We start from the raw sequence: 25,373 nt of genomic DNA, 5'->3' as shown, positions 1-25,373 counted from the left end.
GCCAATGGCTAGAGGAATCCGAGGAACTGTCCCTGCATATGGCGTTCCAGCCGCCCCGCGTCCACCAGCAGGACCCGGGCCTGGTCGTACGGGGCATGACCGGGCAGCCCCAGCATGATCGCGGTATTGACATGGACTGCGCCGGTGCGGAATCCGGTGCGCTCCTCGAAGGGGTTGCGGCGCACCCGCAGATAAGTCGACAACACCACGGCGCTGCCGCGCCAGAACTCGTAGCGGGCCAGCTTGGCGGCGAAGGCCAGCCGGTCCGGCTCATCGGTGGTCGGGCGGTGACCGGTGGTGAGCTGCCGGGCGGTGAGGCCGAGTGCGATGCGCATCGGTTCCACCAGCGTCGCCACCTGATCCAGGACCGGCAGCGCGCGCTCGGCCCATCGGCCGTCTTCGGGCTGCCGGTGCGCGGTCTCCACGAACTCGATGCCGACATCGAGTGCCTGCTCGGCGAGCGGAATATTGTCGGGATCGATCTCGATCCACGCCCGCACCTCCGCCAGCGCGCGATCGAGGTGGTTCTCACGGGTCAGTCGCCGGATCTGCCCGCCCGCTTCCCGCGCCAGCCGGGCACGAGCCCGTGCGATATCGGCCGTGGCGAACGGCGCGCCGCGGATGAGCTCCATATGTGCTCTCGCCCTGCCCGAATGCTCGCGGCGCAGCTCGGAGATCCGGGCGATATGCAGTTCCAGCAGCTGTGCGGGCAATTCGCCGCGGGCCTCGTCGACCGCGATCGCCACCTCGTCCGGGGTGGCGGCGGCACTGACCGTGGTGAGATGGGTGCGCAGGCCGGCCCAGAACGCGTCGTCGGCGTGCAGTCGAGCCCAGGCCGCGAGGGCGCGGCCCCAATGCTCGAAAGCCGCGTCATCGCCGTCGATTTCGAGCCGGTAAGCGCGGGCGTGCTCGGCAATGGCCAGATGATGCAGGCTGTTCGGGTCCGGCTCGTCCCCGGTGTTGTTGTCCCGCCAGAGTCGCAGTGCGGTCGGCGTCCAGGGCTGGACGGCGCCGTCCTCGGTGAGGGCGGCGAACGCCAGCCGATCCAACGGGCGCTCCGAGGTCGAGGTGGTCCGCAGCCGGAGCGCGGTGTCGGCAATTCGAATCGCGGTCTGCCGCAGTTCATCCGCTGCCTCGCCATCCGCGCCGGTGAGCAGTTGGCCGGCCTGCTCCAGCAGCGTTCGCGTCTGTTCGAACCGTGCGAACAGCGCCGCCCGGGCCGCGCGGGACAGAAAGGTCCGGGCCGTGTTCAGGCGCAGCGCATCCAGTTCACCACCAGCGCCGTGTAATTCGGAGTCGGCCGCACCGATCAGCGCGGGCAGCAAGGTCGCATCGACGCGGGATACCGCGGTCAGCACCGTCGCCGCGTCGACCATGGCATGGCTGGGCCAATGTTCGCGAAAGCCGCGCAGCAGCATGCCCGCGCCCTCGGCGATGAGGGCATCGTCATGGTCCAACGTCCCGAGGATGAGTCGAATATTGGCTTGGAGGCCGATATCCGACAGGCCGATACCGCCGGCCTCTGAGCCGGTAGCACTCTCGACCGGGCTGGTGGCGGTGATCGCCGGTTCGGTGGCTGTTGCCGCTGGGCCGGCACCGGTAGCCGCCGCGGCGTTTTCGCTCGCCGCTGGGCCGGGGCTGCCGGCGGCCGGGTCGGTGTCGCTCGCCGGCAGGCGGATGTCCGTGGGCGCGTCCAGCAGGTCGCGGAGTTGTCGTTGCGCGGTGTCGCGGTCGCCGCTGCGGAGGCGGGCGAGGGCGGTGAGGAACTTCGCGAAGGGCTGGATCGGTGTGTCGCCGTGCCGGGTGACCTCGGCCAGGGGCGCGGTCGGGGGTCGGCCGTCGATTATGGCGGCGGTGGCCAGGACCAGGTTGCGGTAGGCGCTCGGGGTGCCCGGGCTCTGCAGTTCGGCGGGGGCCGTGAGGCCGCGGCGGAGGCGGTGGTACGCGCTGAGGTCGTGCAGGTGGCGGAGGCGGTCGCGGGCCTTGGTGCCGCCGCCGAAGCGGTCGGCGAATTCGTAGCGGCGGGCGGCCTCGGTGTCGTCGCCGCGTGCGGCGGCTCGGTCGCCGAAGTGCAGGAACCAGTCCGGGCGGGTGGCGGGGCCGAGGGCGTAGAGCATCATCCAGACCGGCGAGGTGGCGCCGGAGAATTCGTAGCGGGTGAAATCGCTGTCGACGAGGTCGACGAGATGGGTGCGGGCCAGCTGGGTGAATTCCGGTGAGGGCTCGCCTGCCCGGACCGTATTGCACAGCCAGGTCGCGAGTTCCGGATCCGCGTCGAGCAGTTCGCCGGTGGCGGACCAGGTTTCGGCGAACGATGCGGGATTCGGCCGTTGCAGCCACGCGGCGTAGGCGGATCGGGTGGTGGTTTCGTCGACGCCGATCCAGCCGTTCAGTCGGCCTACCAGGCGGACGGCCGCATCCGGGTCCACGGTGGCGACCTGTGCGGTGCGCTCCTGCAATACGGTGCGCCCGGCGCGGAATTCGTGATCCTCACCGAGCGCGAGGAACTCGTGTATCGCCTTGACGATCAGTTGTGCGCGCTCGGCCGGATCCGCCGCAGTGTCGGCCACGGCGAGTCGTTCCTGGAATTTCCCCCACACCGGCGATGTCACCGCACCGATCGGTGCGATGCGCGGTTGCGGAGCAACCGTTGCGGCCGTCCCGCTCGAATCCGATTCGGCAGACCCACTGGCGCCTGGCGTTTCGCCACGCCCGTCCTCGCCCCGTGACCGGCGCCACTTCACCCCGAACTCCTGCCGTGCACTGCGACCTCCACTCCCAGGGGCAGACCGCCGCAGTACTCCACCCCAGATCAGACCCGAGACTAATCCGAAGCTGTGAGTCCGCCAAGCCCACACTGTGAGGGTGGGAAGGGGTATGCACCACCGGCCCCGGCCCGAAGCAGCCTTGGGCGGTGGCTTTCGGGCGACCACGGTGTCGCCCGAAGGCCGGGGCGGGTGGGCGTTTCCAACAAGCGCCACGGCGTGGGGCACGTATCCATCAGCGGCCATGGTCGCGGTCGTTGGTGCATTCAGTCTGGCCAGAACGGCTCGATCTCGATGTCCCACTTTGGGACACTCGATATTCGACGGATATCGGAGCCGGACGGAGAGGAGCGCTCGTGAACCGGACCCATGACATCGACCGGGTCGAACTGGCACGCGAGAATTTCCTGACAGTGGGGCAGCTGCCCGTGGACGCGGTGTCCGGCGTGGTGTCGGCGTCCTGGCGGCGGTCCCGCGACGCGGGGGTCAATGACGTCGCCAATGTGCTGGATCGCGGGTATGTCGGCGATATCGACCTGCAGACCAGGTTCGTGCACTGCGCGCAGCCCGTGATCGACCGGCTGGCACAGGAATTGAGCGATATTCCGGTGAGTATCCTGCTCACCGACCAGAATTCGCGGGTGCTCATCCGCCGCGACAATCAGCGCGGACTGGGCGGGCGGTTCGACAATGTGTTCCTGGCGCCCGGCTTCTCCTACGCCGAGGAAGCGGTGGGCACCAATGGAATCGGCACCGCACTGGCCTCCGGGCGGGCCATCTTCATCCGCGGGCCCGAGCATTTCGCCGAGAACATCACCATTTTCGCGTGCGCCGGCGCGCCCGTTCGCGATCCGCTGACCGGATCCGTGCAGGGCGTACTGGATCTCAGCTGCCTGGCCAAGGACGCGAGCACCTTCATGCACTCGCTCGCCCAGCAGGCGGCCCGCAATATCGAGGCCGCGCTGCAGGCCAGCGGCTCGGTGCGGCAGCGCGCGGTGCTGGACCGATTCCTGCGCGTCAGCCGCAATGCTCGCGGACCGGTGTTGTCGCTGGCCGGTGACGTCTTCATGAGCGACACCCGCGCCAACGAGGAACTGAGCCCGCAGGAGAAGGCCTTCCTCCGCGAGATCGCCACCGGCCTGGCCGGCGTCCGCGAAAGCATGATGCTCGACGTCGAACTCCCCACCGGCCGCCGCGCCCGCGTCCGCCCCGACCCGGTCCTGGCCGGCGGCGACGTGGTCGGCGTGGTCCTGCGCGTCGACCTCAGCGCCCGCGAGCCCGCCACCCGGACCACCCCCCGCCCCACCGGCATGCCGGAAGTGCCCGGCGCATCCTCGGTCTGGCGCGCGGTCTGCGGCGAGGTGCTGGCGGCCGCCCGCACCGGCACCGCGGTCGTGGTCACCGGCGAACCCGGCGTAGGCAAACTGTCCGTCATCGCCGCCGCCCACCGCCGCGCCCACCCCGGCCGCCCCCTCGTCGTCATGGACTGCCGCACCCCGGACACCGTGACCCGCCTCCGCAACCTCCCCGACGCCGACCGCCAACCCACCATCGTCCTGACCCACCTCGACGAACTCCCCGCGAACCGCCTCGACGACCTCGACGACTGGCTGGAATCCCGCCCACCCGGCGGCTGGCTCGCCGCCACCGTCGCCAACACCGTCACCGCCGTGGACGACCTGCGCGCCGGAGCCGCTGCCGCCGCGAATATCGGCACCGCCCAGGACGATCGACACGATGTGCAGGTACCGGCCGCGAAAACTGGTGCCGGCGTGGACGATCAGCGCGCCACGATGGCGGCCGGCGCTGTCGTCGGAGAGAGGCTCGTGCCGATGGCGGCTGTGGCGAACACCGCTGCCGCGGTCGATGGCTCGCATGTCGGGGCAGTGGGTGCGGCGGAGACCGGCGCCGCCGAGGACGATCGAGTTGCCGGGGTAGAGATTTCGGCCCGGGAGGGTGCTCGGCAGGGTGACCTGGACGCGGTGTTGCGGCATTTCGGGGCGGGGGTGAGTGTGCCGGCGTTGCGGTATCGGATCGATGATCTGCGGCAGTTGGTGCCGCATTTGCTGCGGGTGCTGGCGCCGCGGCGGACGGTGGAGTGTTCGCCGGCGGTGCTGCGGGTGTTGCTGGGGTATGAGTGGCCGGGGAATGTGGCGGAGTTGCGGGATGCGTTGCGGGTGGCGTTGGGCCGGCGGCCGGCGGGGGATCTGCGGGAGAGTGATTTGCCGGAGACCTGTTTCGGGTCGGCCAATCGGAGTTTGACGCCTATCGAGGCTGCCGAAAGGACCGCTATCGTGCGGGCGCTGGTGCAGACGGGCGGAAATCGGCGGGAGGCGGCGCGGCATCTCGGGATCGCGCGGTCCTCGTTGTACCGGAAGATTCAGGCCTACGGGATCCGGCCGGCCAACTGAACGGGAACGGCCGCACCCTCATTGGAGAGTGCGGCCGCCGGAAGCGCTGGGCTACAGGTTGACCGGGTAGACCGGTTCCTGGATTTCGGGCTTGATGCGGTTCTCGACGAAGATGCCGTGCCAGATCATGAAGATCAGCAGCGTCCACAGGCGGCGGCTGTGATCGAGCGGGCCGGTGCGGTGCTCCTCCAGCATGGCCAGGATGGCGGGCTTGTTGAGGAGGTGGTCGGTGCCGGATTCGGTGATCTGGGCGCGGGCCCAGTCGTAGAGTTCGGGGCCGCGCAGCCAATGCCGCAGGGGGACCGGGAAACCGAGCTTGGCGCGGTGCAGGACGTGCGCGGGGACGATGTCCTCCAGCGCCCGGCGCAGCGCGTACTTGGTGGTCTCCTTGGTGATCTTCTGCTCGACCGGGATCTGCTCGGCGACCTTGAAGACCTCGGCATCCAGGAACGGGACGCGCAGTTCCAGCGAGTTGGCCATGGTTACCTTGTCGGCCTTGACCAGGATGTCGCCGCGCAGCCAGGTGAACAGGTCCAGGTGCTGCATGCGCGCCACCGGATCCCAGTCGCGGCCCTGCATGGCGTAGATGGGTCCGGTCACGTCCCGGTGCGTCCACTCGGGGCGGAAATCGCGCAGCACGGAACGCAATTGGGCGTCGTTGAAGCTGCGCGCATTGCCGTAGTAGCGCTCCTCCAGGGTGAGCGAGCCGCGGTGCAGCAGGCTCTTACCGCGAGTGCCCTCCGGGATCCGGTCCGACAGCAGGCCCGCCAGCTTGCGCACACCCCGCGGCAGGTATTCGAAGGGCTTGAGCGACAACGGCTCCCGGTAGATGGTGTAGCCGCCGAACAGCTCGTCCGCGCCCTCACCGGAGAGCACCACCTTGACGTGCTTGCGGGCCTCCTTGGCCACGAAGTACAGCGGCACCAGCGCCGGGTCGGCCACGGGTTCGTCCAGATACCAGACGATTTCGGGGATGGCGGCCGCGTACTCCTCCGGGCTCACCATCCGCACGATGTGCTTGGCGCCGATGGCCGCCGCGGTCTCGGCGGCCACATCGGCCTCCGAGTAGCCGTGCCGTTCGAAGGCGGAGGTGAAGGTGAGCAGGTTCGGGTTGTGCCGGATGGCCAGCGCCGCCGTCGCGGTCGAGTCGATGCCGCCGGACAGGAACGCGCCGACGGTCACATCCGCGCGCATGTGCTTGGCGACCGAATCCTCCAGCGCCGCCGCGATCTCTTTGTACCGGGCCTGCTCCGAGCCCGCCGTGAACGGCCGCACCCGGAACTGCGGGTTGAAGTAGCGGGTGACGCGCGGCGCCTCGCCGGGCTCGATCCAGGCGTAGCAACCGGATTCGAGGCGGCGGATGTCCCGGTGCAGGGTCTCGGCCTCGGGCACGTACTGCAGCACCGTGTAGTGCTCCAGCGCGCGCGGGTCCAGGTCGTCCGAGAGCCGCAGCGCAGGAAGCAGTTCCAGCAGGCTTTTCTTCTCACTGGAGAAGGCGGTGCCGCCCGGGCCGGTGGCCAGGTACAGCGGCTTGATGCCGAACGGGTCGCGCGCGATGAACAGTTTGTTCAGCTCGGTATCCCAGATGGCGATGGCGAACATGCCGCGCAGCCGGCTCGCGGCCTTGGCGCCCCAGTAGTGGAAGGCGGCGGCGATGGTCTCGGTATCGCCCTCGGTGCGGAACATGGGCTGATCGCCGAACTCGGCCGCGTGCGCGGTCTTCAGCTCCTCGCGCAACTCGAGGTAGTTGTAGACCTCGCCGTTGAACGTCATGGCGTACCGCTCGGGATTCTCCGGCGGTCCCCAGCGCAGCGGCTGATGCGAATGCTCGATATCGATGATCGACAACCGGTTGAATCCGAAGATCATCCGCTCGTCGTTCCAGGTGCCCTTCTCATCGGGCCCGCGATGCCGCTGGCAGTGCAGCGCTTCATACACCTGTGCCGCGGTCGCTTCGACCGTCCGCCCGTCCGGGGTAGTAGCCGTGTCAGCTGTCAGAAAACCGAGCAGTCCACACACTGAGCCGAGATCCTCTTTCCGGAATCGGGGATGGGCACGAAACGTCCTGTCCGAGTATGCCGCACGCGTGCTGATCGCGCCGCTGGAGCCCTTATCCACGGGTTATGAGGTTTCCGGAGTGTCGAACCCGACCCGATCACAACGTGGAGGCTGGTTTGGTCTACGCTCCGTAGTACTTGGGAAACTCTCAGGTGCTGTGGCGCGTTCGCGCGCCTCACCCTGAGGTCCCTGATACGTGCTGAACATGTGTCATCCGGCAGAAGCGGGTCCGGGTGGCGCGGAGTCGGAATGACGACCAGGAAGGCGTTGAGTGTGGCGCACAAGGCGAGCGAAGCGATAGGGGCACGACCCGCCCGGGGTCGGCGGGGCCGCATCCTTCGTCGGGCCGGGCTGGCGGTGTCCCTCGGGATGACCGCGATGCTCGTCTCCGGCTGCTCGATCGACAACCCGTGGCTTCGGTTCGGTTGGCCCTCGGGCGTCACCCCGCAGGCCACCCGGATGCGCGAGCTGTGGACGTGGTCCGTCCTGGCCGCGCTCGCGATGGGCGTGCTGGTCTGGGGTCTGACCTTCTGGACCATCATCTTCCACCGCAAGAAGCCGAACTCCCCGGAGTTCCCGCGGCAGACCGGTTACAACGTGCCGCTCGAGCTGAGCTACACGGCCATCCCGTTCGTGATCATCGCGGTGCTGTTCTACTTCACCGTGGTCGTCCAGAACTACGTGATGGACAAGGTGTCCAACCCGGATGTCACGGTCGACGTGACCGCCTTCCAGTGGAACTGGAAGTTCGGGTACCAGCACGTCGTGCTGAGCGACGGCACCGTCTACGACGGCGTCGACCACGCTCGCCAGGACATGAACACCCAGATCCAGGATGAGTACAAGGAGCGCACCAAGGACGGGCACCCGCAGCCGGGCCCGAACAACGGTCTGCCCGCCAATGACATCTCGTACCTGAACTACGACAAGGTCGAGACCGTCGGTACCTCCACCGAGATCCCGGTGCTGGTGCTGCCGACCGGTAAGAACATCGAGTTCCAGCTGGCCGCCGCGGACGTCATCCACTCCTTCTGGGTGCCGGAGTTCCTGTTCAAGCGCGACGTCATGCCGAACCCGAAGCAGAACCACTCGGACAACGTCTTCCAGATCACCAAGATCGAGAAGACCGGCGCCTTCGTCGGCCGCTGCGCGGAGATGTGCGGTACTTTCCACTCGATGATGAACTTCGAGGTCCGCGCGGTTTCACCGGCCGACTTCGAGAAGTACCTGAAGGCGCGGCAGGGCGGCATGACCAACGCCGACGCGCTGGCCAGCATCGGACAGTCGCCGGTAGCCACCACCACTCACCCGTTCAACACCAAGCGTGATGCGCGCGGCAACGAACTCGCCTCCGAAGTCAAGTGAGGGATGAACTGACATGAAGGTCGAAGCTCGCATCTTCGAACTGATCACGGTCTTCTTCGTGATCGTGGCCGTCGTGTACGGCTACTTCACCGGCCAGTCGCGGACCGGCGTCGAGTGGGCGGGAACCACCGCCATCGTGCTCTCGGCGGGTCTGGCGCTGATCGTGGCCACCTACTTCCGCTTCGTCGCCCGTCGTCTGGACCTGCGTCCCGAGGACTTCGAAGAGGCGGAGATCGTGGACGGCGCGGGCGATCTGGGCTTCTTCTCGCCCGGTTCGTTCTGGCCCATCCTGCTGGCCGGCGCGGGTTCCATCACCGCCCTCGGCCTGGCGTTCTTCCAGTTCTGGCTGATCGGCATCGGCGTGGTCTGCATCCTGTTCGCCGCCGGCGGACTGGTGTTCGAGTACCACCTCGGCCCGGAAAAGCACTGAGCTGGGACCTCGAAGCGCCCCACCCGAATTCGGGTGGGGCGCTTTGCTTTTGCCCCTTGCCCGCTGCTGGTGCAGAGGTCAGAGAGCGGGGCCGCCCATCTCCGGTGGGCGGCCCCGCTTTCCCCTCATCGGTCGGGTCGGGGTGCGGGTTACCGGGTTAGATGCCCAGGGCGTGTTTCAGGCGGATTCGGGGGTTTACGCCGGTCAGGCCGAGGAGGGCGCGGGGTATGCGGGGGTGCAGGTGGGTGGGGCGGGTGCGGATGGCGGTTTCTATCCAGCGGGCGGCTTCGGCCGGGTCGAGGACCGGGTTTTCGGAGTAGTCGGCGTCGGCCGTGTCGTCCATGCGGAAGGCCGGGTAATGGACGGTGGTGACGTGGATGCCGCGGGGAGCGAGTTCGGCGTCGGCGCATTGGCCGAAGGTGGTCCAGGCGGCTTGGGAACTGGCGTAGGAGGCGAAGTTCGGGGCTGCACCGGTGGTCGGGCTCCAAGGGCCGACATTCACGACGTGGCCGGATCCGCCGGCGAGCATCGCGGGTAGCAGGCCCAAGGTTAATCGCAGTGGCCCGAAGTAGTTGGTGGCCATCATGCGCTGGTAGTCGCGGAAGCGATCCAGGGATTGCAGCACGGGCCGACGGGAGGGTCGTCCGGCATTGTTGACCAGCACGTGGATGCTGTCGAAATCGGTGAGCAGATACTCGACCAGTTGATCCACATCGCCGAGCGCGGACAGATCGCACCGGAACCAGTGCGCGCGGCCCCCGGCCTCGATGATCTGGGCGCATTCCTCGACGAGCTCACTCCCGTTGCGCGCCACCAGAATCACTTCGGCGCCGTGCAGGGCGAGCAGCCGGACGGTGGCGCGGCCGATATCGGAGCAGGCGTCGGTGACGACGACGCGTTTGGCCGCAAGGGATTCGGGCGCCTCGGCTCGGGTGGAGCCGCTGGTCACGGCGGTGCGGGGACGGCGGGCAGCACGGAATTCGATCATGGGACAAGCAACCTTCATCTGAGGATTGAGCATGAACCATGCACCGGCACCCCGCCGACAGTGCCGAAGCCGCCGCACTTTCCCGGCTGCTAACCGGTTGCTGGAGGTGCGGCGGAACACATTCTAATCGGTCGGGTCATAGCGCCGGGCGCGTTCCGAGACGCAGATCTCGTCGATTCCGGACACGATGTCGCGCAACAGTTCCGAGGGCAGCGCGGCCGGGCGCAGCCGGCAGGTGAAGGTGATGAAGCCGTGGTCCTCACTATCGAGTTCCCGCAGGTAGCGCGACCGCACGCCGTAGGTCATGGCGGACATGACGGTGAAGCAGCCGGTGCGTTCGCGGTGCCCGGAGAACAGGTCGTGCAGGCCGTGGAAGACCCGTGCGTAGTTCGACAGGGGTGCGAAAACCGAGACGCGGTAGGCCGGTCCGCGCTCCGACGAGCTGATGACCGTATCGGCCAGATACTCCGCGTCGCGCAGTGTCAGCACCTTCGGAGCGAACATCAGCGCGCCCGCGGCGGCATTGCGGACGGGCATGCCGGCGCGGCCGCCCGCGGATGCGGCGATGGCGCCCAGCGATTTCCGGGCGCGGGCGCCGACTTCGCGGCGGGCGCGCAGGGAGAGGTTGGGGGTGGTGGGGTGCAGGCTGGACCATTGGCCGAAGCGGACGGTGCCGAGCTGCACGGTGCCCGTACCGACCGGTCGGGCGACTTTCAGGGGTGCGGTATCCACCCAGCGGCCCACCTGCAGCATGGCGTCACCCGGCGACTGAATCTCCTTGTAGGAGTGCTCCACCCAGGTATCGAAATCCAGGAACCGATGCGCGTCCGTGGTGAGCCAGGTGCGGTCCTTGTCCACATCGGTCACCTCGAGCGTCAGCGCGGTGATGATGCCGGTCCGCCCGCCGCCGCCCAGGATCCGCCGGAACCGCTCGGTGTGATGATGCCGCCCGCAGGTCCCGAAACGTCCGTCCTGATCGACGTATTCGAGCTCCACCACATTGTCGCTGAACATGCCGAAACGGTGCGAAGCTGCCGACAGCCCGCCCACTGCCGCGAATCCCCCCGCCGTGATCTCCCGGTGGTCGCCGACAATGGGCAGCCCGAGCCCGTGCGCGCCGAGGGTCCGGTCGATATCCGACAGTCGCGCGCCCGCCTGCACGCGCACCGTGCGCGCGTCCGCGTCGACCACCTGCACCCGGTTCATCTTCCGCATGCTGAGGACCGCGCCCTGATCCGGCAGCCCGAGATCGTCCTCCGGCCGCTCGCCACCCCGGATGATCAGGGGTTTCGTCGAACTTCGCGAATCCCGAACGGTCCGAACCACATCCGCGGTATCGCGGGGGAGGAATTCTTCGGGCAGGGTGGAGACGGGCGTGCTCATGGCGCTACAGCTTTCCACAGTCGGGCCCGTTGTGCTCGTACTCGGACGACCGTCCCACTACCACTCTTTCGGCCGTATAGTCCGCAAAGTGAGCTTCATGGGGAGGATCTTCGGTTCGCCGCGGGATCGGTTCGGCAGGCACATTCTGGCGCGGGTGCGGGCATTCGAGGGGGTCGATGCCGCGGAGTACGACCCGGATTCGTACGAAATCACCTATCGCTGCGGCAGTGCGCTGGCCACACTCAGCTTGGACATCCTCTTCCGGCGCTTCGACGGGGAGATCGGACCGGAACTGGAACAGGCTGTCTCCGAACTACTGGAGCCGGTCGCGGCGGGGCTGAGCCCGGACAGCTGGGAGTACGCGGAACCCCGGCTGCGGCCGGTGCTGCGGCAGGCGGGGCCGGCCCGGGTCGGTCTCGGCGAATTCCAGGGGCAGGATGTGGTGCTCGGGCGGCCGGCGGTGCCGTATCTGAACGAGATGGTCGTGGTGGACATGCCGACGACCATCCGGTTCGTCACCATCTTCGATCTGCGGCGCTGGGAAGTGGACGTCGATCAGGTATTCGCCACGGCGCACGGCAATCTCACCGAACTGGCCATGAACACCATGGCGGTGTTCGAACCGTCCGAGCGGACGCAGGTACTGGAGTATCCGGACGATGACGGCGATACCTATGTGGGATCGCTGCCGCTGATTCCGGGCTGGCTGGCGGGCGCGGGCGCCCGTACGGGTGCGCAGGCCCTGGTCTTCCTGAACGGTCATCTGGGGATGTTCATCACGATCGGGGCCACCGACGAGCTGGTGAATTCGCTACTGGCCGTGGCGGACCAGCGCTACGACGATGCGCTGCGGCCGCTGTCGCCGCTGCCGTACACGGTGGACGACGACGGTGCGCTGGTGCCGTATCGAGTGCCGAGAAACCATCCGGTATGGCCCGCGCTGCGGCATGCCGAGGCGAAACTCGCGGTGGCCGTGTACGGCCCGCAGACCGAGATGCTGCGCGCGGACGCAGAAGTCGAGGCGGTGGCCAGCGCCCTGCTGCACGTCCGCGGGCCGAACGGCATCGAACACACCATGACCCCGTGGCCGGCGGGCGCCCCGGCCCTGCTGCCCAAGGCCGATTTCATCGTCTTCGTGAACGATGACGGCGAAACCCTGCGGCTCGCTTGGGAAGACGTGGGCGAATACGTCGATCTGCCCTTGGCCCCGGGCTTCGACCCGCCCCGGTATCTGGTCCCCGGCCATCCCGCCGACGCCGTAATGGCCCGCCTCCGCACCCTGGCCGCCCTGACCGACGACTGATCCCCGCGCTGTCTTGGTCGACGGCTGTCTCTCGCGCTGCCCCGGCCGACGATCGGCTCTCGCAACGCCCCTGGCCGGTGATCGACCCTCCGCTGCCTGACCGGCGGTCGAGCACCCGCGTCGATTGGGCCTAGGGGCCGATACTCATGCACGGCGGTGCGCCGGTGCCGGTGCCGGTGCCGTGTCCGCGTCGGCGGAGTTGGGGTGCGAGGTTTCGGGGGATCGGGCCTGGTGGGGATGGGTGTCGGCGGGTCGGGCGGCGCGGCGGATATTGGACGCGATTGTGTCGTATCGGTGGGTTAAGGTCGGGCGCGTGGACAGGGCGCAATTGACAGCGGACATGGCGGCGGGGGACAGGCCGGAGTTCCTCTTCTTCTGGGGGCATACCCCGACGCCGGGGGTGGCGGTGGGGAAGTGGGTGTTCAGCCAGTGGTGGCCGGTGGAATTCACGGTGGACGGCCAGACCTACGGCAGCGCAGAGCATTTCATGATGGGCGAGAAGGCGCGGCTGTTCGGGGATGAGGAGATCCGTGCGCGGGTGCTCGCCACCGTGACCCCGGCGGATGCCAAGCGGCTCGGCCGGGAGGTGCGCGGGTTCGACCAGGAGACCTGGGTCGCGCATCGCTTCGACATCGTCATGCGCGGGAGTATTGCGAAATTCGGCCAGCACGAGGAGCTTCGAGACTTCCTGCTGGCCACCGCCGACCAGGTGCTGGTGGAAGCCGCTCCCCGCGACACCATCTGGGGCATCGGCCTCGGCGCGGAAAACCCGGCGGCCACCGATCCCGCCCGTTGGCGCGGTGAGAACCTACTCGGCTTCGCCCTCATGGACGCCCGCTCCGCGCTGGCCCCCGCCCGGCACCTGTAGCGGCCCCCGGCGCCACAGGCAGAGTGAAAAGCGCACGACCAGAACATCAGCGGGGGATTTTGCCTGTTTCCCCTCGCTGATGTTCTGGTCGCGTTTCTTTCGGATCTGCTCGATCTCGGGGGCTCAGCGGTTGGCGAGCTCGGAGAGCTCGTAGGCCAGTTTGTGGTTGACCGCACCGATCTGGGTGATCGTGCTGATCAGCAGGTTTCGGGCCTCGCGGGCTATCGGGTTGGAGAGGGTGGCCATGCGGGTCATGCGGTCGGTGAAGGAGACGACGCCCTGGGCCACTGGGCGGCGGACGGATTCGTAGGTGTCGAGGATGGAGTCCGGCTCGCCGGCCCGGACGCGGGCCAGGAGGGCGCCGAGGAAGGCCGCGTCCTGGATGCCGGTGTTCATGCCCTGGCCGCCGGCGGGGCTGTGTACGTGGGCGGCGTCGCCGGCCACGAAGACGCGGCCCGCGCGGTAGTGGTCGGCGAGGCGGTGGTGGACGCGGAAGCGGCTGGACCACAACACTTCCCGGACCGTGGCGCCGGAGTTGGGGCGGCGGGCGTCGAGGATGGCCTGCACGTCTTCGAGGGTGGGCTTCTCCGCGGCCTCGGCGACGGTGGCGACCACGCGGTAGCGGGCGTTCTGGTCGTCGGGCAGCGGCGCGACGATGGTGGCGCCCTCGGGGGACAGGTGCAGGGATACCTTGTCGCGCGGATCGGGCCAGTTCATGCGGATGTCGGCGAGGACGAAGGATTCGGGGTAGGTGGCGCCGGTGAAGCCGATGCCCGCGGCCTCGCGGATATTGCTGTGCATGCCGTCGGCGCCGATGACATAGTCGGCGCGGATGCTGCCCGCGGTGCCGTCGGCGGCGGTGTAGGCGAGGGTGACGGCGGTGTCGTCCTGGGTGAGGCCGGTGACCTCGTAGGGGCGCAGCACCTTTCCGCCCGCCTTCTCCAGGCGGGCCAGCAGGATGGCCTCGGTGTGCTGCTGGCCGATCATGACGGTGTAGGGGTACTTGGTCGGCAGTCCGGCGAAGGAGATGTGGGTCAGGGCGCGGTCGCCGTCGTACAGGACGAAGGTCGGGACCACCAGGCCCTGATCGTGAATGGTGTCGGCGAGGCCGAGGGTTTCCAGTACTTCCAGGGTGCGGGCGTGGATGACGACGGCGCGAGAAGTGTTGGCGCCCTCGGCGACCTTGTCCAGCAGCACCACATCGACGCCCGCGTCGGCGAGGGTGATGCCCGCGGTCAGGCCGGCGGGGCCGGCGCCCACGATGACGACCGATGCGGTGGCGGGAACGGCGTTCATGACGACTCCTCCAGTTCGGCCAACCTTTGTTGGCCAACGGCTGTTGACTTAAAGGTAAGCCCCGGTCGCAGGCATGTCAACACTTGTTGGCCAACATTCGTTGGCAAACCTGAGGCGGCCGCCGCACGATTACTTCGAGCCGGCGCCCGAGAGCGCGTGGAAGATCGCGGCCGTGCGGGTGCCCGGCGCCGCGCAGTAGACGATGATCCGCTGATCGGTATCGGAGATATGCAGGATCTGGCATTCGAAATCGAGCGGGCCGAGTTCGGGATGATCCACATGCTTCTGATGCGTGCGCCGCACCTCGACATCGTGTGCGGCCCACATATCCGCGAAACGCGGTGAGACGCCGAGCAATTCGGTGAGCAGCGCGGCCAGCGCCGGATTACCGGGATAGCGGGCGTAGGCGGCGCGCAGATCCGCCACGACGGAACGCGCGAACTCGCGGGTCGACTCGTCCGACCAGCTGGGATGGTCGACCGCCTGACCGAACATCCAGCGCACCATATTGCGATCCGCGCCGGGCGTCTCGTCGAAATCGCCCAGGAACGGGACGGCGGCGCGATTCCACGCCAGCACCTCGAAGGTGGCGTCCGCGACATACGCGGGACTGGCGATCGTATCGAGAATGATCCGGACCGACTGCGGCACAATCCGATTGGGTCCGCTGACGGTGGGCGGATGCTCCCCGGCCATGCGGTAGAGGTATTCGCGTTCGTCGACGCCGAGCATGAGCGCCCGCGCCAGCGCCGCCAGCACCTGCCGCGACGGATGCGAACCGCGCGCCTGCTCCAGCCGGACCAGGTAGTCGACCGAGATGCCCGCCAGCTGTGCCACTTCCTGGCGGCGCAGACCCGGTGCGCGGCGGTTGATTCCGTCGGGCAGGCCGACATCGCTCGGGGTCAGCCGCTCGCGCCGGCTGCGCAGGAAGGCCGCGAGTTCACTTCTATCCGCCATGGATCAAGTGTGAGCCCGGGACGGGTTTCGCGCGGGTGGTACAACTTGGTCCTCCCGGCGAACTTCGTGTGGTGCGAGTCTTGTTCACATGACGACAACAGCACTTATCACAGGCGCCAACAAAGGCATCGGCTACGAGACCGCACGGCAGCTCGCCGCCCGCGGCATCACCGTTCTGGTGGGGGCGCGCGACGCCGATCTGGGACGCGCGGCCACCGAGAAACTGCAGGCGGAAGGCGCGGACGCGCGGTTCGTACCACTCGACGTGACGGATCCGGAATCCGTCGCCGCCGCAGCGGAATTCATCGACAAGGAGTTCGGCAAGCTCGACATCCTGGTCAACAACGCGGCCATCGCCGGGGTCCGCGACGGTGACGGCAAGCCCTCGTCCACCGAACTGAACAGCCTGCGAAACCTCTTCGAGACCAATGTGTTCGGCGTGGTCGCGGTGACCAACGCCCTGCTCCCGCTGCTGCGGCGGGCGGAGGCGGCGCGGATCGTGAACGTATCCAGCGAGGTCGGGTCGCTCACCGCCACCATGGACCCGGACGGGCCGATGTTCCGGATGGCGGCCATCCCGTACGCCACCTCCAAGACCGCGCTGAACATGGTGACGGCCCAGTACGCCAAGGAACTCTGGGACACCCCGATCAAGGTGAACGCCGCCAATCCCGGCTACACCGCCACCGATCTGAACCACAACTCCGGATTCCGTACCGCGGCACAGGGCGCCGAGCCGTCGGTGCACCTCGCCACGCTGCCGGCGGACGGTCCGTCGGGCGTGCTGTGGGGCTACCGCTGGGGCGCCGACGAGGAGTACGGGCAGCTCGAGTGGTGATCGCCCCGCGCGAGCGAAACGGTGCTCGCGGAACGGGAGTGGAGGTCGCGCCGCGGCCACGGGCGTCGTGGTGAGGGCGGGCGATCGCGGTATCGATGCTATTGCGGCTATTGCGCTCGGTTGCGTTCGTGCAGCACAAGCAGCGTGTACGCGGCGATCGTGTCCGCGTCGATGATGGTGCCGTCCGAGATCATGGCCTCCAGCTCGGTACGGGTGAACCAGGCGGCCTCCATATCCTGCTCGGACAGTTCCCGTTCCGGCTCGCCCTCGGTCAGTTCGGTGGCCAGCACGATATGGCCGAGATGGCTGGTAGTGGCGGGCGCGGGCGCCAGCTGCCCCAGGTAGGTGAGCCGGCCCGCCCGCAATCCGGTCTCCTCGCGCAGTTCCTGGCGCGCCACCTCCAGCGGATCCATGTCCGCCCCGCCCGGCACCGACCCGCCGGGAAACTCCCAGCACCGCCGCCGCAGCGGATACCGATACTGTTCGACGAGTTGGAAGCGCTCCCCGTCCTGCGGAACCACCACCGCGTAGTGCGATTTGTCCACGACGGCGTAGACGGCCTCGGAGCCGTCGGCCCGGCGGACGATGTCCTCGCGGACCGTGATCCACGGATTGGAGTAGATCTCCTGAGAGCGCACGGTATCCATGCCCTCGATCCTGCCAGGAGGCGGTTCATGAACAGGTTCCGGCGGCGCGTGCCGCACCCTCGCCGGTTCGGCGGGGAACGGCTGGACGTGATTCTGGTGCTGCTGCTGACGGGTGGGGCGGGGATGGTCGACGCGGCCGCGTTTCTGGGGCTCGGCAATGTGTTCGCGGGCAATATGACCGGCAATGTGCTGATTCTCGGGATGGGGACCGCGGGTGGCGCGGGGATGCCTGTCGCCGGGCCGATCGCGGCGTTTCTGGGGTTCCTCGCGGGTGCTACGGCGGCGGGGGCCTTCCTGCGCCGGTACTCGGGGCGCTGGGCTCGGGAGATCCTGGCCTGCCTGGGTTTCGGTGCGGTGCTGTTGCTCGTGTGCGCTCTGCTGGTCGCGCTCGGTGATCCGGCCCGGCATCGGATCGGCGTGACCACGGCCGCGATTGCCGCGTGCGCCATGGGTATTCAGGCCGCCGCCGCCCGCAAGCTCGACGTGACCGACCTGACGACCGTGGTGGTGACGGTAACTCTCACCAAGTTCGCCGCTGAACTCGGTACGCGCGGTGGCTGGGCGGCGCTGGCGAATCGACGATCGGCGGCGGTGGTCTGTATTGCCCTCGGCGCGGCGGTCGGTGCGCTGTTGGAGCGCTGCGGTCTCGGCTGGGTTTTCGCGGCGGCGGCCGTGGTCATGGTGGGTGCGGCGGTCGTAGGTGGGGCCAGCATCAGTACGCCTGCCGGCGGTAGCAGGTCAGCCCTACGGGGTAGGGGAGGGGCGGGATAAATCGGGGGCGTTCCTGGAAGCGGTGACGCGGGTGGTGCTCGTAGCGTCCTGTCCATGGCAGTCATCGGGGTGGATCCGGAAACTTCGCAGGACATCGATCGTTCCGACCGGGTGGGCTGGAATCCGTTCACCCGTCTCGCCTTCCGCTTCGTCTTCGTCTCCTTCGGGCTGATGTGCCTGCTCGAGGCGCAGATCACGGCGGTGTTCCTGGGCTGGTCGGCAGAGCGGCTGGCGCACGATACGGTCGACTGGCCGACGCGGTTGCTCGACCCCAGCGTGAAGTGGGTGGGCGACCACGTCTTCGGCGTCGAGGCCGTGGATCACCACAGTGGCAGTGGAGACCAGACCTACAACTGGGTACAGCTCTGGTGTGTGCTGATGGTTGCGGTGGTCGCAACGCTGGTGTGGACCGCGCTGGATCGCCGCCGCCCCGACTACCGCCGCCTGGCCGGCTGGGTTCTGCTCTTCATTCGCGTGTGCCTGGGCGGCCAGATGCTGCTCTACGGTTTCGCGAAACTGATCCCGTCGCAGATGCCCGAACCCGCACTGTCCACGCTGCTCGAGCCCTACGGCAATATGACCAGCATGGGGGTGCTGTGGAACCAGGTCGGTTCCTCTCCGAGCTACGAAATCCTTTTGGGCGCAGCGGAAGTCACGGCGGGCCTACTGCTCTTCATCCCGCGGACCGCGATAGTCGGGGCCATGCTGGCCCTGGTCGATATGGCGATGGTGTTCGTCATGGATATGAACTTCGATGTGCCGGTGAAGATCGGCTCCGGCTTCTTCATGCTCATGGCCCTGCTCCTACTGGCCCCCGAGGCGAAGCGCCTGGCCGAAATGCTGATCCTGGACCGCCGCCCCGGCCCGTCGACCACCCCCTACCCGTTCCGCACCCCCCGCTCCCGCCGAATCGCGACCTTGCTCCAACTCGCCCTCGCGATCTGGATAGCCGCCGGCCTGGCCCACGCCTCCTGGGGCATCTACCAACAGGTCGGTTCCGGCCGCCCCAAGCCACCCCTCTACGGCATCTGGACAGTCGAAGAATTCACCCGCGACGGCCAATCCGTGCCACCCCTGCTGACCGACGAAAACCGCTGGCAGCGCATAGTCTTCGACTACCCCGGCTTCATGCAGTACCAGCAGATGGACGGCACCCTCGTCCCCGCGAAACTCCAGATCGACCCCCGGTCGCACCACCTGCAACTGCAAACCGCCGACGCGCCCTTGAGCTTTCATAACGCACAACCCCAGCAACAACCGGCATCGATGGGCGACTTCACCTTCCAGCAGTCCGCCCCGGATCAACTCCGACTCGACGGCGACTTCAACGGCCACCCGGTCACGGTTACCCTCCACCGCTTCGACGAGAACAACTTCCCCCTCCGCAACGGCGGCTTCCACTGGGTCGTGAACTACCCCAGCTCTTAACGTGCGTGCAGCGCCGAGGCGATCGCCTCGGCGGCTTGCTTTGTGGCGGAAGCGAGTTCGAGGAGGGCGGGGGTGGTGAGGTTGGTGTCGGGGCAGGTGACTATGGAGGCCGTCACCGTGCTCTCGTGGGTGAAGATCGGGGCCGCGATGGAGACGACGGCATTGTGGCCGCCCAGTTCGTGGGGCAGGTAGTCGATGGTGATGAGTTCGGTGATCATGCTGCTGAGGCGGTGGCGGAGGGGGTCCGTCACCGGGGAGTGGCGGAGGGCCGTCAGGGCTTCGAGCATGGGGGCGGAGTCGTCGGCGAGGCGTTCTACGGAGTAGCCGCGGTCTCGGATGGCGTCCAGGACCGCGGTGAGGCGGGGGCGGTGGGCCGGGTCGGCGGCCTCCAGCCAGGCGCTGCGTTCGAAATCCGGGGCCCAGGCGATGAATTCGCGGCAGACCGGGGGTGCGAAGGGCATGCGGCGGGCGGTGCGGATCCAGGGGACCGAGGGGGTGCCGATCACCTCGGTGATGACGATGGCGTCCGCTTCGCGTTCGGCGAGGAAGACCGGAACCCGGTGTGCCGTGGCCAGATCGCGCATTCGATCCAGGGCCAGCCGGCGTAGGGGGAACGCCGCTTCGGCGCGGCGGGCCACGGTCAGCAGGCCGAGGCCGAGGCAGTAGTTGCCGTCCTGGTCGCGGAGGGTCCAGCCGTCGGCGGTGAGCTGGGTGAGGACCGCGTGGGCGGTGGCGCGGGACATGCCGGTGGCGCGCACGATTCGTGCGAGGGAGAGCTGTTCGCCGGAATGCCGGGACAAGAGGTCGATCGTCTGTACGACGCGCCGGGTCGGTGGGGAGACGGCGGCGTCGGCTTCGGATGCGGCTGGGGCGGTGCGAGTTTCGGCCAAGGCGTTCCCCGTCTGTCGGATCGTGCGGCGAATGCATGCTAGCGGCGTGCCGATGAAATCGGCGTGAGGTATTGACCGTCACGCCGCTCCCGACCTATCGTCGGTGTCACATAATCGAACAATAGCGTCGAATATTCGACAACGCAAGTTGTGGGCGACGTGGCAAGTGGGTGAAGCGGGCAGTGAGTACGAGCATGCGAGCGGGATACGAGTTGTCGCATCTGTCTGCCCTCGAGGCGGAATCGGTGCACATCATCAGGGAGGTGGCCGCCACCTTCGAGCGGCCCGTGCTGCTGTTCTCCGGCGGCAAGGATTCGGCGGTCATGCTGGAACTGGCGCGGCGGGCCTTCTGGCCCGCGCCACTGCCGTTCCCATTGCTGCACATCGATACCGGGCGGAACTTCGACGAGGTCATCGAATTCCGGGATCGCACCGTCGCCCGGCTGGGCGCACAGTTGCTGGTCGGCAGCGTGCAGGACGATATCGACGCGGGCCGGGTCACCGAACGACCCGGCGAGACCCGCAATCGGCTGCAGACCACCACGCTGCTGCGCACCATTCGCGAGCACCGCTTCGACGCGGTCTTCGGCGGTGCGCGCCGCGATGAGGAGAAGGCACGCGCCAAGGAACGCGTCTTCAGCTTCCGCGACGAATACGGCGCGTGGGAGCCGCGAGCACAGCGGCCCGAGGTGTGGAATCTCTACAACGGGCGGCACCGCAAGGGTGAGCACATCCGGGTGTTCCCGCTGTCGAACTGGACCGAGCTCGACATCTGGGAGTACATCGGGCAGGCCGAGGTGGAACTGCCCGCGCTGTATTACGCGCACCGCCGCACCGTCGTCGAACGCGACGGAATGCTGCTGGCGGACAACCGATTCCTGACCTTCGGCCCCGAGGAAAAGCGGTTCGAGGCGAACGTGCGCTTCCGCACCCTCGGCGACGCCGACTGCACCGGCTGCGTGGAATCCGACGCCACCGATCCGGCCGAGGTGATCGCCGAAACCGCGGTCACCCGCCTCACCGAACGCGGCGCCACCCGCGCCGACGACCGAATCTCCGAGTCCGGCATGGAAGATCGCAAGCGAGAGGGCTACTTCTGATGCGCCGAAACCTGTTGCGCCTGGCCACCGCCGGCAGCGTCGACGACGGCAAGTCCACCCTGATCGGGCGGCTGCTCTTCGACTCCAAGAGCCTGTTCACCGATCAGCTCGACGCCATCGAACGCGCCAGCGTCGCCCGCGGCAATGACGGACCCGACCTGTCCCTGGTCACCGACGGCCTGCGCGCCGAACGCGAGCAGGGCATCACCATAGATGTCGCCTACCGCTACTTCGCCACGCCGCGAAGGAAATTCATCATCGCCGACACCCCGGGGCATGTGCAGTACACCCGGAACATGGTCACCGGCGCCTCCACCGCCGACCTCGCACTCCTGCTGGTCGATGCCCGCAAGGGCGTCTCCGAGCAGACCCGGCGGCACGCCTTCCTGTCCTCGCTGCTGGGCGTCGGGCACCTGGTGCTGTGCGTGAACAAGATGGACCTGGTCGACTGGTCCGAGCAGCGGTTCGAGGAGATCCGCGCCGAATTCGCGGACTTCGCAACGAAACTCGATGTCGGCGATCTGAGTTTCATCCCGGTCTCCGCCCTGCACGGCGACAATGTGGTGGAGCTGTCCGAGCACACCGCGGGCTGGTATCCGGGCCCGCCGCTGCTGCGTCACCTCGAGGAGGTGCACGTCGCCTCCGACCGCAACCTCATCGACACCCGGCTGCCCGTGCAGTACGTCATCCGGCCGCACGGCGAGAACGTGCGCAGTTACGCCGGAACCGTGGCGGGCGGCATCTTCAAGCCCGGCGACGAGGTGGTGGTGCTGCCGTCCGGCCGCACCAGCAAGGTCGCGCAGATCTGGGCGCCCGGCGGCGGCAAGGTGGAGGAGGCCTTCACCGGAATGGCCGTATCCCTCACCCTCGATGACGATATCGACGTCGGCCGCGGCGATATGCTCGCCCGCCCCGGCAATCAGCCACACCAGGACCGCGAACTCGACGCCATGGTGTGCTGGTTCTCCGACGAGACCCAGTTGCGGCCCGGCAGTGAGTACTCCATCCGCACCGCCGCCCAGACCGCCAAGGTCGAGGTGACCGAACTGGACTACCGGCTCGACGTCAACACCCTGCACCGGCAGACCGACGCGGATGCCCTGGCGCTCAATGACATCGGGCGCATCACGCTGAAGAGCCGGCAGCCACTGCTGTTCGACCCGTACCGGGAGAACCGCACCACCGGCAGCTTCATCCTCATCGACGAGGCCACCGATCAGACCGTCGCCGCGGGCATGATCACCGGACGCTCCACCGGCGCACCGCGGGTCGAGCACAAGGCGTCGAACGTGGTGTGGCACAGCTCCGCCGTGGAACGCGAGCAGCGGCTCAGCGGCGGCGCCACCGTATGGCTGACCGGGCTCTCCGGCTCCGGGAAGTCCACCATCGCAGTCGAATTGGAACGGCAGCTGATCGCCTCCGGGCAGCCCGCCTACCTGCTCGACGGCGACAATCTGCGGCACGGCCTGAACCGCAATCTGGGCTTCACCGACGAGGACCGGCGCGAGAACATCCGCCGCGTCGCCGAGGTGGCCGCACTGTTCGCGGACGCCGGTGTGGTGGCGATCGTCTCGCTCATCAGCCCGTTCCGCGCCGAACGCCGCGCGGCCCGGAAGCTGCACGAGGACAAGCATTTGCCGTTCCGCGAGATCTTCGTCGACACCCCGCTCGAGGAATGCGAACTGCGCGACGCCAAGGGCCTGTACAAGCGCGCCCGCGCGGGCGAACTGCGCGAGTTCACCGGTATCAGCTCGCCCTACGAGCGGCCGGAATTCGCCGATCTGACCTTCACCCCCTCGGACGGGACGCCGTCCGAGATCGCCCACCGGATCCTCCGGGCAATAGGCAGGAACTAGAGAGAATGGCAGACATTCGATGACCCAGCCCGATATCGACAAGGCCGAACTGCCTTTGACGGAGCCGTTCCTCGCGGCCGTCGCCGAGGCCGAGAAGCTCATCGCCGCCGCTGATTTCGTTCGGGACGAGCACGATCTCGCCGAAGGATACGACTACCTGCAGGGCAGCATTGCCGCCGTGCTGCAGCTGTCGCGGGCGCACGGCACCTCGCACCCGTACTTCGTGAGCTCCACGGGGCCGTACACCAAGATGGGCCTGGACAACCCGGACACCCTCTACTACCACGCCAATATCGAACCCGGCGCGGAATACCTGGTGACCGGCGTGCGCGGCAGCACCACCGACCTGAGTTTCCAGGTGCTCAAGGGCGATTACACCGCCACCGACGTCCCCGGCGGCGAGGACGCGTTCGACGATCGGCGGCTCGACATCGCCGCCGACGGCAGCTTCCAGCTCCGCTTCGGCCCGCCCAAGGAGAATCCGGAGCCGAACTACTTCCAGCTCGGCGAGGGCGCGTCCATGCTGGCGGTGCGCGAGGTCTACAGCGACTGGAGCACCGAACGCAAGGGCAGTATTCGCATCGAACGCGTGGATACGATCGGCACCACGCCGGCCGAACCCGATGTGGCGCAACTGCGGAAGCGGTACCGGGCGGCGGGGCGCATGCTGCTGACCCGCGTGCACACCTGGTTCAACTTCCCCAAGTGGTTCTACCTGGATCTGCCGGTGAACACGCTCACCGAACCGCGGCTCACACCGGGCGGATTGAGCACGCAGTACTCGTCGGTGGGGCATTTCGATCTGACCGAGGATCAGGCGCTGATCATCACCGTGCCGAAATCCGATGCGCCGTACCAGGGATTCCAGCTGGGTAGCCGCTGGTACATCTCCCTGGATTACGTGAACCATCAGACGAGCCTGAATCACCAGCAGGCGCAGGTGGATCCGGACGGGTTCATCCGCATGGTCGTTTCCAAGCGGAATCCGGGTGTCGCCAACTGGATCGAGACTACGGGCCGTACCCAGGGCATTCTCCAGTTCCGCTGGCAGCGCGTCGGCCGGGTGATCACCCCCGCCGACGGTCCCACTTACGAACTGGTGCCTTTCGACAAAGTGGCGGAACAACTCCCGCACTACGAACACAATCGCATCGATGAGGCCGGCTGGCGCGAGCGGATCGCCGCTCGGCAGCGGGCCTTCGCTGAAAGGATGCTCGGATGACGGGACTGCTCACCGACAAAGTCGTCGTGGTCAGTGGTGTCGGACCCGGCCTCGGCCGGTCGATCTGCTTGGAGTCGGCCGCGGCCGGAGCCAAGGTGGTGCTCGCCGCACGGACGGAGTCACGGCTGAAGGAAGTCGCGGCCGAGGTGGAGGCCGCGGGCGGCGAAACGCTCTCGGTGCCTACGGATATCACCGATGACGCGGCCGTGCAGAATTTGGTGGCGCGCACTCTCGAGACGTTCGGCCGGGTGGATGCTCTGGTGAACAATGCGTTCTCGCTGCCGTCCATGAAGCCGCTGGCGCGCACCGACTTCCAGCAGATTCGCGACAGCGTCGACCTCACGGTGCTGGGCGGATTGCGCATGACGCAGGCGTTCACCGAGGCGCTCGCCGAGTCCAAGGGCGCGGTCGTCATGATCAACTCCATGGTGCTGCGGCACTCCCAGCCGCGCTACGGCAGCTACAAGCTGGCCAAGGCGGCGCTGCTGGCCATGTCGCAGACCCTGGCGACCGAGCTGGGGGAGAAGGGGATCCGGGTCAATTCGGTTGCCCCGGGCTATATCTGGACCGATCAGCTGAAGCAGTACTTCGCCGGGATCGCCGAGAAGTACGGCATCACCCCGGAGCAGGTGTACCAGCAGACAGCCGCCAATTCCGATCTGAAGCGACTGCCGGAGCCCGGCGAGATCGCTCGCGCCGTCGTCTTTCTCGCCTCACCGTGGGCCAATGCCATCACCGGCCAGACCCTCGATGTCAACTGCGGCGAATTCCATGTCTGAGTGTTCAGGAGTGACCAA

General features: G+C 67.8%; 20 protein-coding genes. 12 read left to right on the top strand and 8 right to left on the bottom strand.

Annotated features, from left to right (window positions below; genetic code table 11):
- Window positions 1–8: 8 nt before the first annotated feature.
- A complete protein-coding gene (locus ACIP5Y_RS42115) occupies window positions 9–2,570 on the bottom strand; it encodes a hypothetical protein (RefSeq protein ID WP_400358814.1) in 2,562 nt (853 codons plus the stop codon).
- Between the two features lie 551 nt (window positions 2,571–3,121).
- Here ACIP5Y_RS42115 and ACIP5Y_RS42110 point away from each other — a divergent pair.
- Window positions 3,122–5,176: a sigma-54-dependent Fis family transcriptional regulator gene (locus tag ACIP5Y_RS42110; protein WP_400358812.1), complete on the top strand. Its 2,055-nt coding sequence runs from the start codon at window positions 3,122–3,124 to the stop codon at window positions 5,174–5,176.
- A 51-nt stretch (window positions 5,177–5,227) separates the two neighbouring features.
- On the opposite strand, the gene asnB is transcribed toward ACIP5Y_RS42110, so the two are convergent.
- Window positions 5,228–7,195 (bottom strand): asparagine synthase (glutamine-hydrolyzing), encoded by a 1,968-nt coding sequence (gene asnB, locus ACIP5Y_RS42105; protein WP_400358810.1) that lies wholly within the window; start codon window positions 7,193–7,195, stop codon window positions 5,228–5,230.
- A gap of 408 nt (window positions 7,196–7,603) precedes the next feature.
- On the opposite strand from asnB, the gene ACIP5Y_RS42100 reads away from it, so the two are divergent.
- Entirely contained in the window at window positions 7,604–8,599 is a 996-nt protein-coding gene (locus tag ACIP5Y_RS42100) for a cytochrome c oxidase subunit II (protein WP_400359014.1), read from the top strand.
- Window positions 8,600–8,612: 13 nt separating this feature from the next.
- The gene (locus ACIP5Y_RS42095) at window positions 8,613–9,029 is read left to right on the top strand and encodes a cytochrome c oxidase subunit 4 (RefSeq protein WP_400358808.1); all 417 of its coding nucleotides are present in this window, start codon (window positions 8,613–8,615) and stop codon (window positions 9,027–9,029) included.
- Between the two features lie 157 nt (window positions 9,030–9,186).
- On the opposite strand, the gene ACIP5Y_RS42090 is transcribed toward ACIP5Y_RS42095, so the two are convergent.
- The gene (locus tag ACIP5Y_RS42090) at window positions 9,187–10,017 is read right to left on the bottom strand and encodes an SDR family NAD(P)-dependent oxidoreductase (RefSeq protein ID WP_400358806.1); all 831 of its coding nucleotides are present in this window, start codon (window positions 10,015–10,017) and stop codon (window positions 9,187–9,189) included.
- Window positions 10,018–10,140: 123 nt separating this feature from the next.
- Window positions 10,141–11,400, bottom strand: a complete 1,260-nt coding sequence (locus tag ACIP5Y_RS42085) for an FAD-dependent oxidoreductase (RefSeq protein WP_400358804.1) — start codon at window positions 11,398–11,400, stop codon at window positions 10,141–10,143.
- Window positions 11,401–11,488: 88 nt separating this feature from the next.
- Between ACIP5Y_RS42085 and ACIP5Y_RS42080 the strand changes: the two genes are divergently transcribed.
- A complete protein-coding gene (locus tag ACIP5Y_RS42080) occupies window positions 11,489–12,703 on the top strand; it encodes a hypothetical protein (RefSeq protein ID WP_400358802.1) in 1,215 nt (404 codons plus the stop codon).
- 313 nt (window positions 12,704–13,016) lie between these two features.
- Entirely contained in the window at window positions 13,017–13,571 is a 555-nt protein-coding gene (locus tag ACIP5Y_RS42075; protein WP_400358800.1) for an NADAR family protein, read from the top strand.
- Window positions 13,572–13,694: 123 nt separating this feature from the next.
- Here ACIP5Y_RS42075 and ACIP5Y_RS42070 read toward each other — a convergent pair whose 3' ends face one another.
- Window positions 13,695–14,867 (bottom strand): FAD-dependent monooxygenase, encoded by a 1,173-nt coding sequence (locus tag ACIP5Y_RS42070; protein ID WP_400358798.1) that lies wholly within the window; start codon window positions 14,865–14,867, stop codon window positions 13,695–13,697.
- A gap of 129 nt (window positions 14,868–14,996) precedes the next feature.
- On the bottom strand, window positions 14,997–15,824 hold the full coding sequence (locus ACIP5Y_RS42065; RefSeq protein WP_400358796.1) for a helix-turn-helix transcriptional regulator: 828 nt from the start codon (window positions 15,822–15,824) through the stop codon (window positions 14,997–14,999).
- Window positions 15,825–15,912: 88 nt separating this feature from the next.
- Between ACIP5Y_RS42065 and ACIP5Y_RS42060 the strand changes: the two genes are divergently transcribed.
- Window positions 15,913–16,662 carry an SDR family oxidoreductase gene (locus ACIP5Y_RS42060; protein ID WP_400358794.1) on the top strand — a complete coding sequence of 250 codons (750 nt, stop codon included), beginning with the start codon at window positions 15,913–15,915 and terminating at the stop codon, window positions 16,660–16,662.
- 107 nt (window positions 16,663–16,769) lie between these two features.
- Here ACIP5Y_RS42060 and ACIP5Y_RS42055 read toward each other — a convergent pair whose 3' ends face one another.
- Complete coding sequence (locus ACIP5Y_RS42055; RefSeq protein WP_400358792.1) at window positions 16,770–17,309, bottom strand: NUDIX domain-containing protein; 540 nt, start codon at window positions 17,307–17,309, stop codon at window positions 16,770–16,772.
- A 27-nt stretch (window positions 17,310–17,336) separates the two neighbouring features.
- Between ACIP5Y_RS42055 and ACIP5Y_RS42050 the strand changes: the two genes are divergently transcribed.
- Together ACIP5Y_RS42050 and ACIP5Y_RS42045 are read left to right on the top strand one after the other, a co-directional pair.
- Window positions 17,337–18,080 (top strand): YoaK family protein, encoded by a 744-nt coding sequence (locus ACIP5Y_RS42050; RefSeq protein WP_400358790.1) that lies wholly within the window; start codon window positions 17,337–17,339, stop codon window positions 18,078–18,080.
- Window positions 18,081–18,134: 54 nt separating this feature from the next.
- Window positions 18,135–19,508 carry a DoxX family protein gene (locus ACIP5Y_RS42045; RefSeq protein WP_400358788.1) on the top strand — a complete coding sequence of 458 codons (1,374 nt, stop codon included), beginning with the start codon at window positions 18,135–18,137 and terminating at the stop codon, window positions 19,506–19,508.
- Here ACIP5Y_RS42045 and ACIP5Y_RS42040 read toward each other — a convergent pair.
- Complete coding sequence (locus tag ACIP5Y_RS42040) at window positions 19,505–20,398, bottom strand: IclR family transcriptional regulator (RefSeq protein WP_400358787.1); 894 nt, start codon at window positions 20,396–20,398, stop codon at window positions 19,505–19,507. The genes ACIP5Y_RS42045 and ACIP5Y_RS42040 overlap by 4 nt on opposite strands.
- 194 nt (window positions 20,399–20,592) lie before the next feature.
- Here ACIP5Y_RS42040 and cysD point away from each other — a divergent pair, with 194 nt between their 5' ends.
- The 4 genes from cysD to ACIP5Y_RS42020 are packed head-to-tail and all read left to right on the top strand — an operon-like array spanning window position 20,593 to window position 25,355.
- Complete coding sequence (gene cysD, locus ACIP5Y_RS42035; RefSeq protein ID WP_400358785.1) at window positions 20,593–21,498, top strand: sulfate adenylyltransferase subunit CysD; 906 nt, start codon at window positions 20,593–20,595, stop codon at window positions 21,496–21,498.
- Entirely contained in the window at window positions 21,498–23,354 is a 1,857-nt protein-coding gene (cysC, locus tag ACIP5Y_RS42030) for an adenylyl-sulfate kinase (RefSeq protein WP_400358783.1), read from the top strand. The genes cysD and cysC overlap by 1 nt, the downstream gene beginning before the upstream one ends.
- 19 nt (window positions 23,355–23,373) lie before the next feature.
- A complete protein-coding gene (locus tag ACIP5Y_RS42025) occupies window positions 23,374–24,576 on the top strand; it encodes a hypothetical protein (RefSeq protein ID WP_400358782.1) in 1,203 nt (400 codons plus the stop codon).
- Complete coding sequence (locus tag ACIP5Y_RS42020) at window positions 24,573–25,355, top strand: SDR family oxidoreductase (RefSeq protein WP_400358780.1); 783 nt, start codon at window positions 24,573–24,575, stop codon at window positions 25,353–25,355. Before ACIP5Y_RS42025 ends, ACIP5Y_RS42020 begins: the two co-directional genes overlap by 4 nt.
- Window positions 25,356–25,373: the final 18 nt, after the last annotated feature.

It is taken from the genome of Nocardia sp. NPDC088792, assembly GCF_044750615.1.
In the GTDB taxonomy this organism is placed as follows: domain Bacteria; phylum Actinomycetota; class Actinomycetes; order Mycobacteriales; family Mycobacteriaceae; genus Nocardia.
This window is presented reverse-complemented; position numbering and strand designations above follow the sequence as displayed.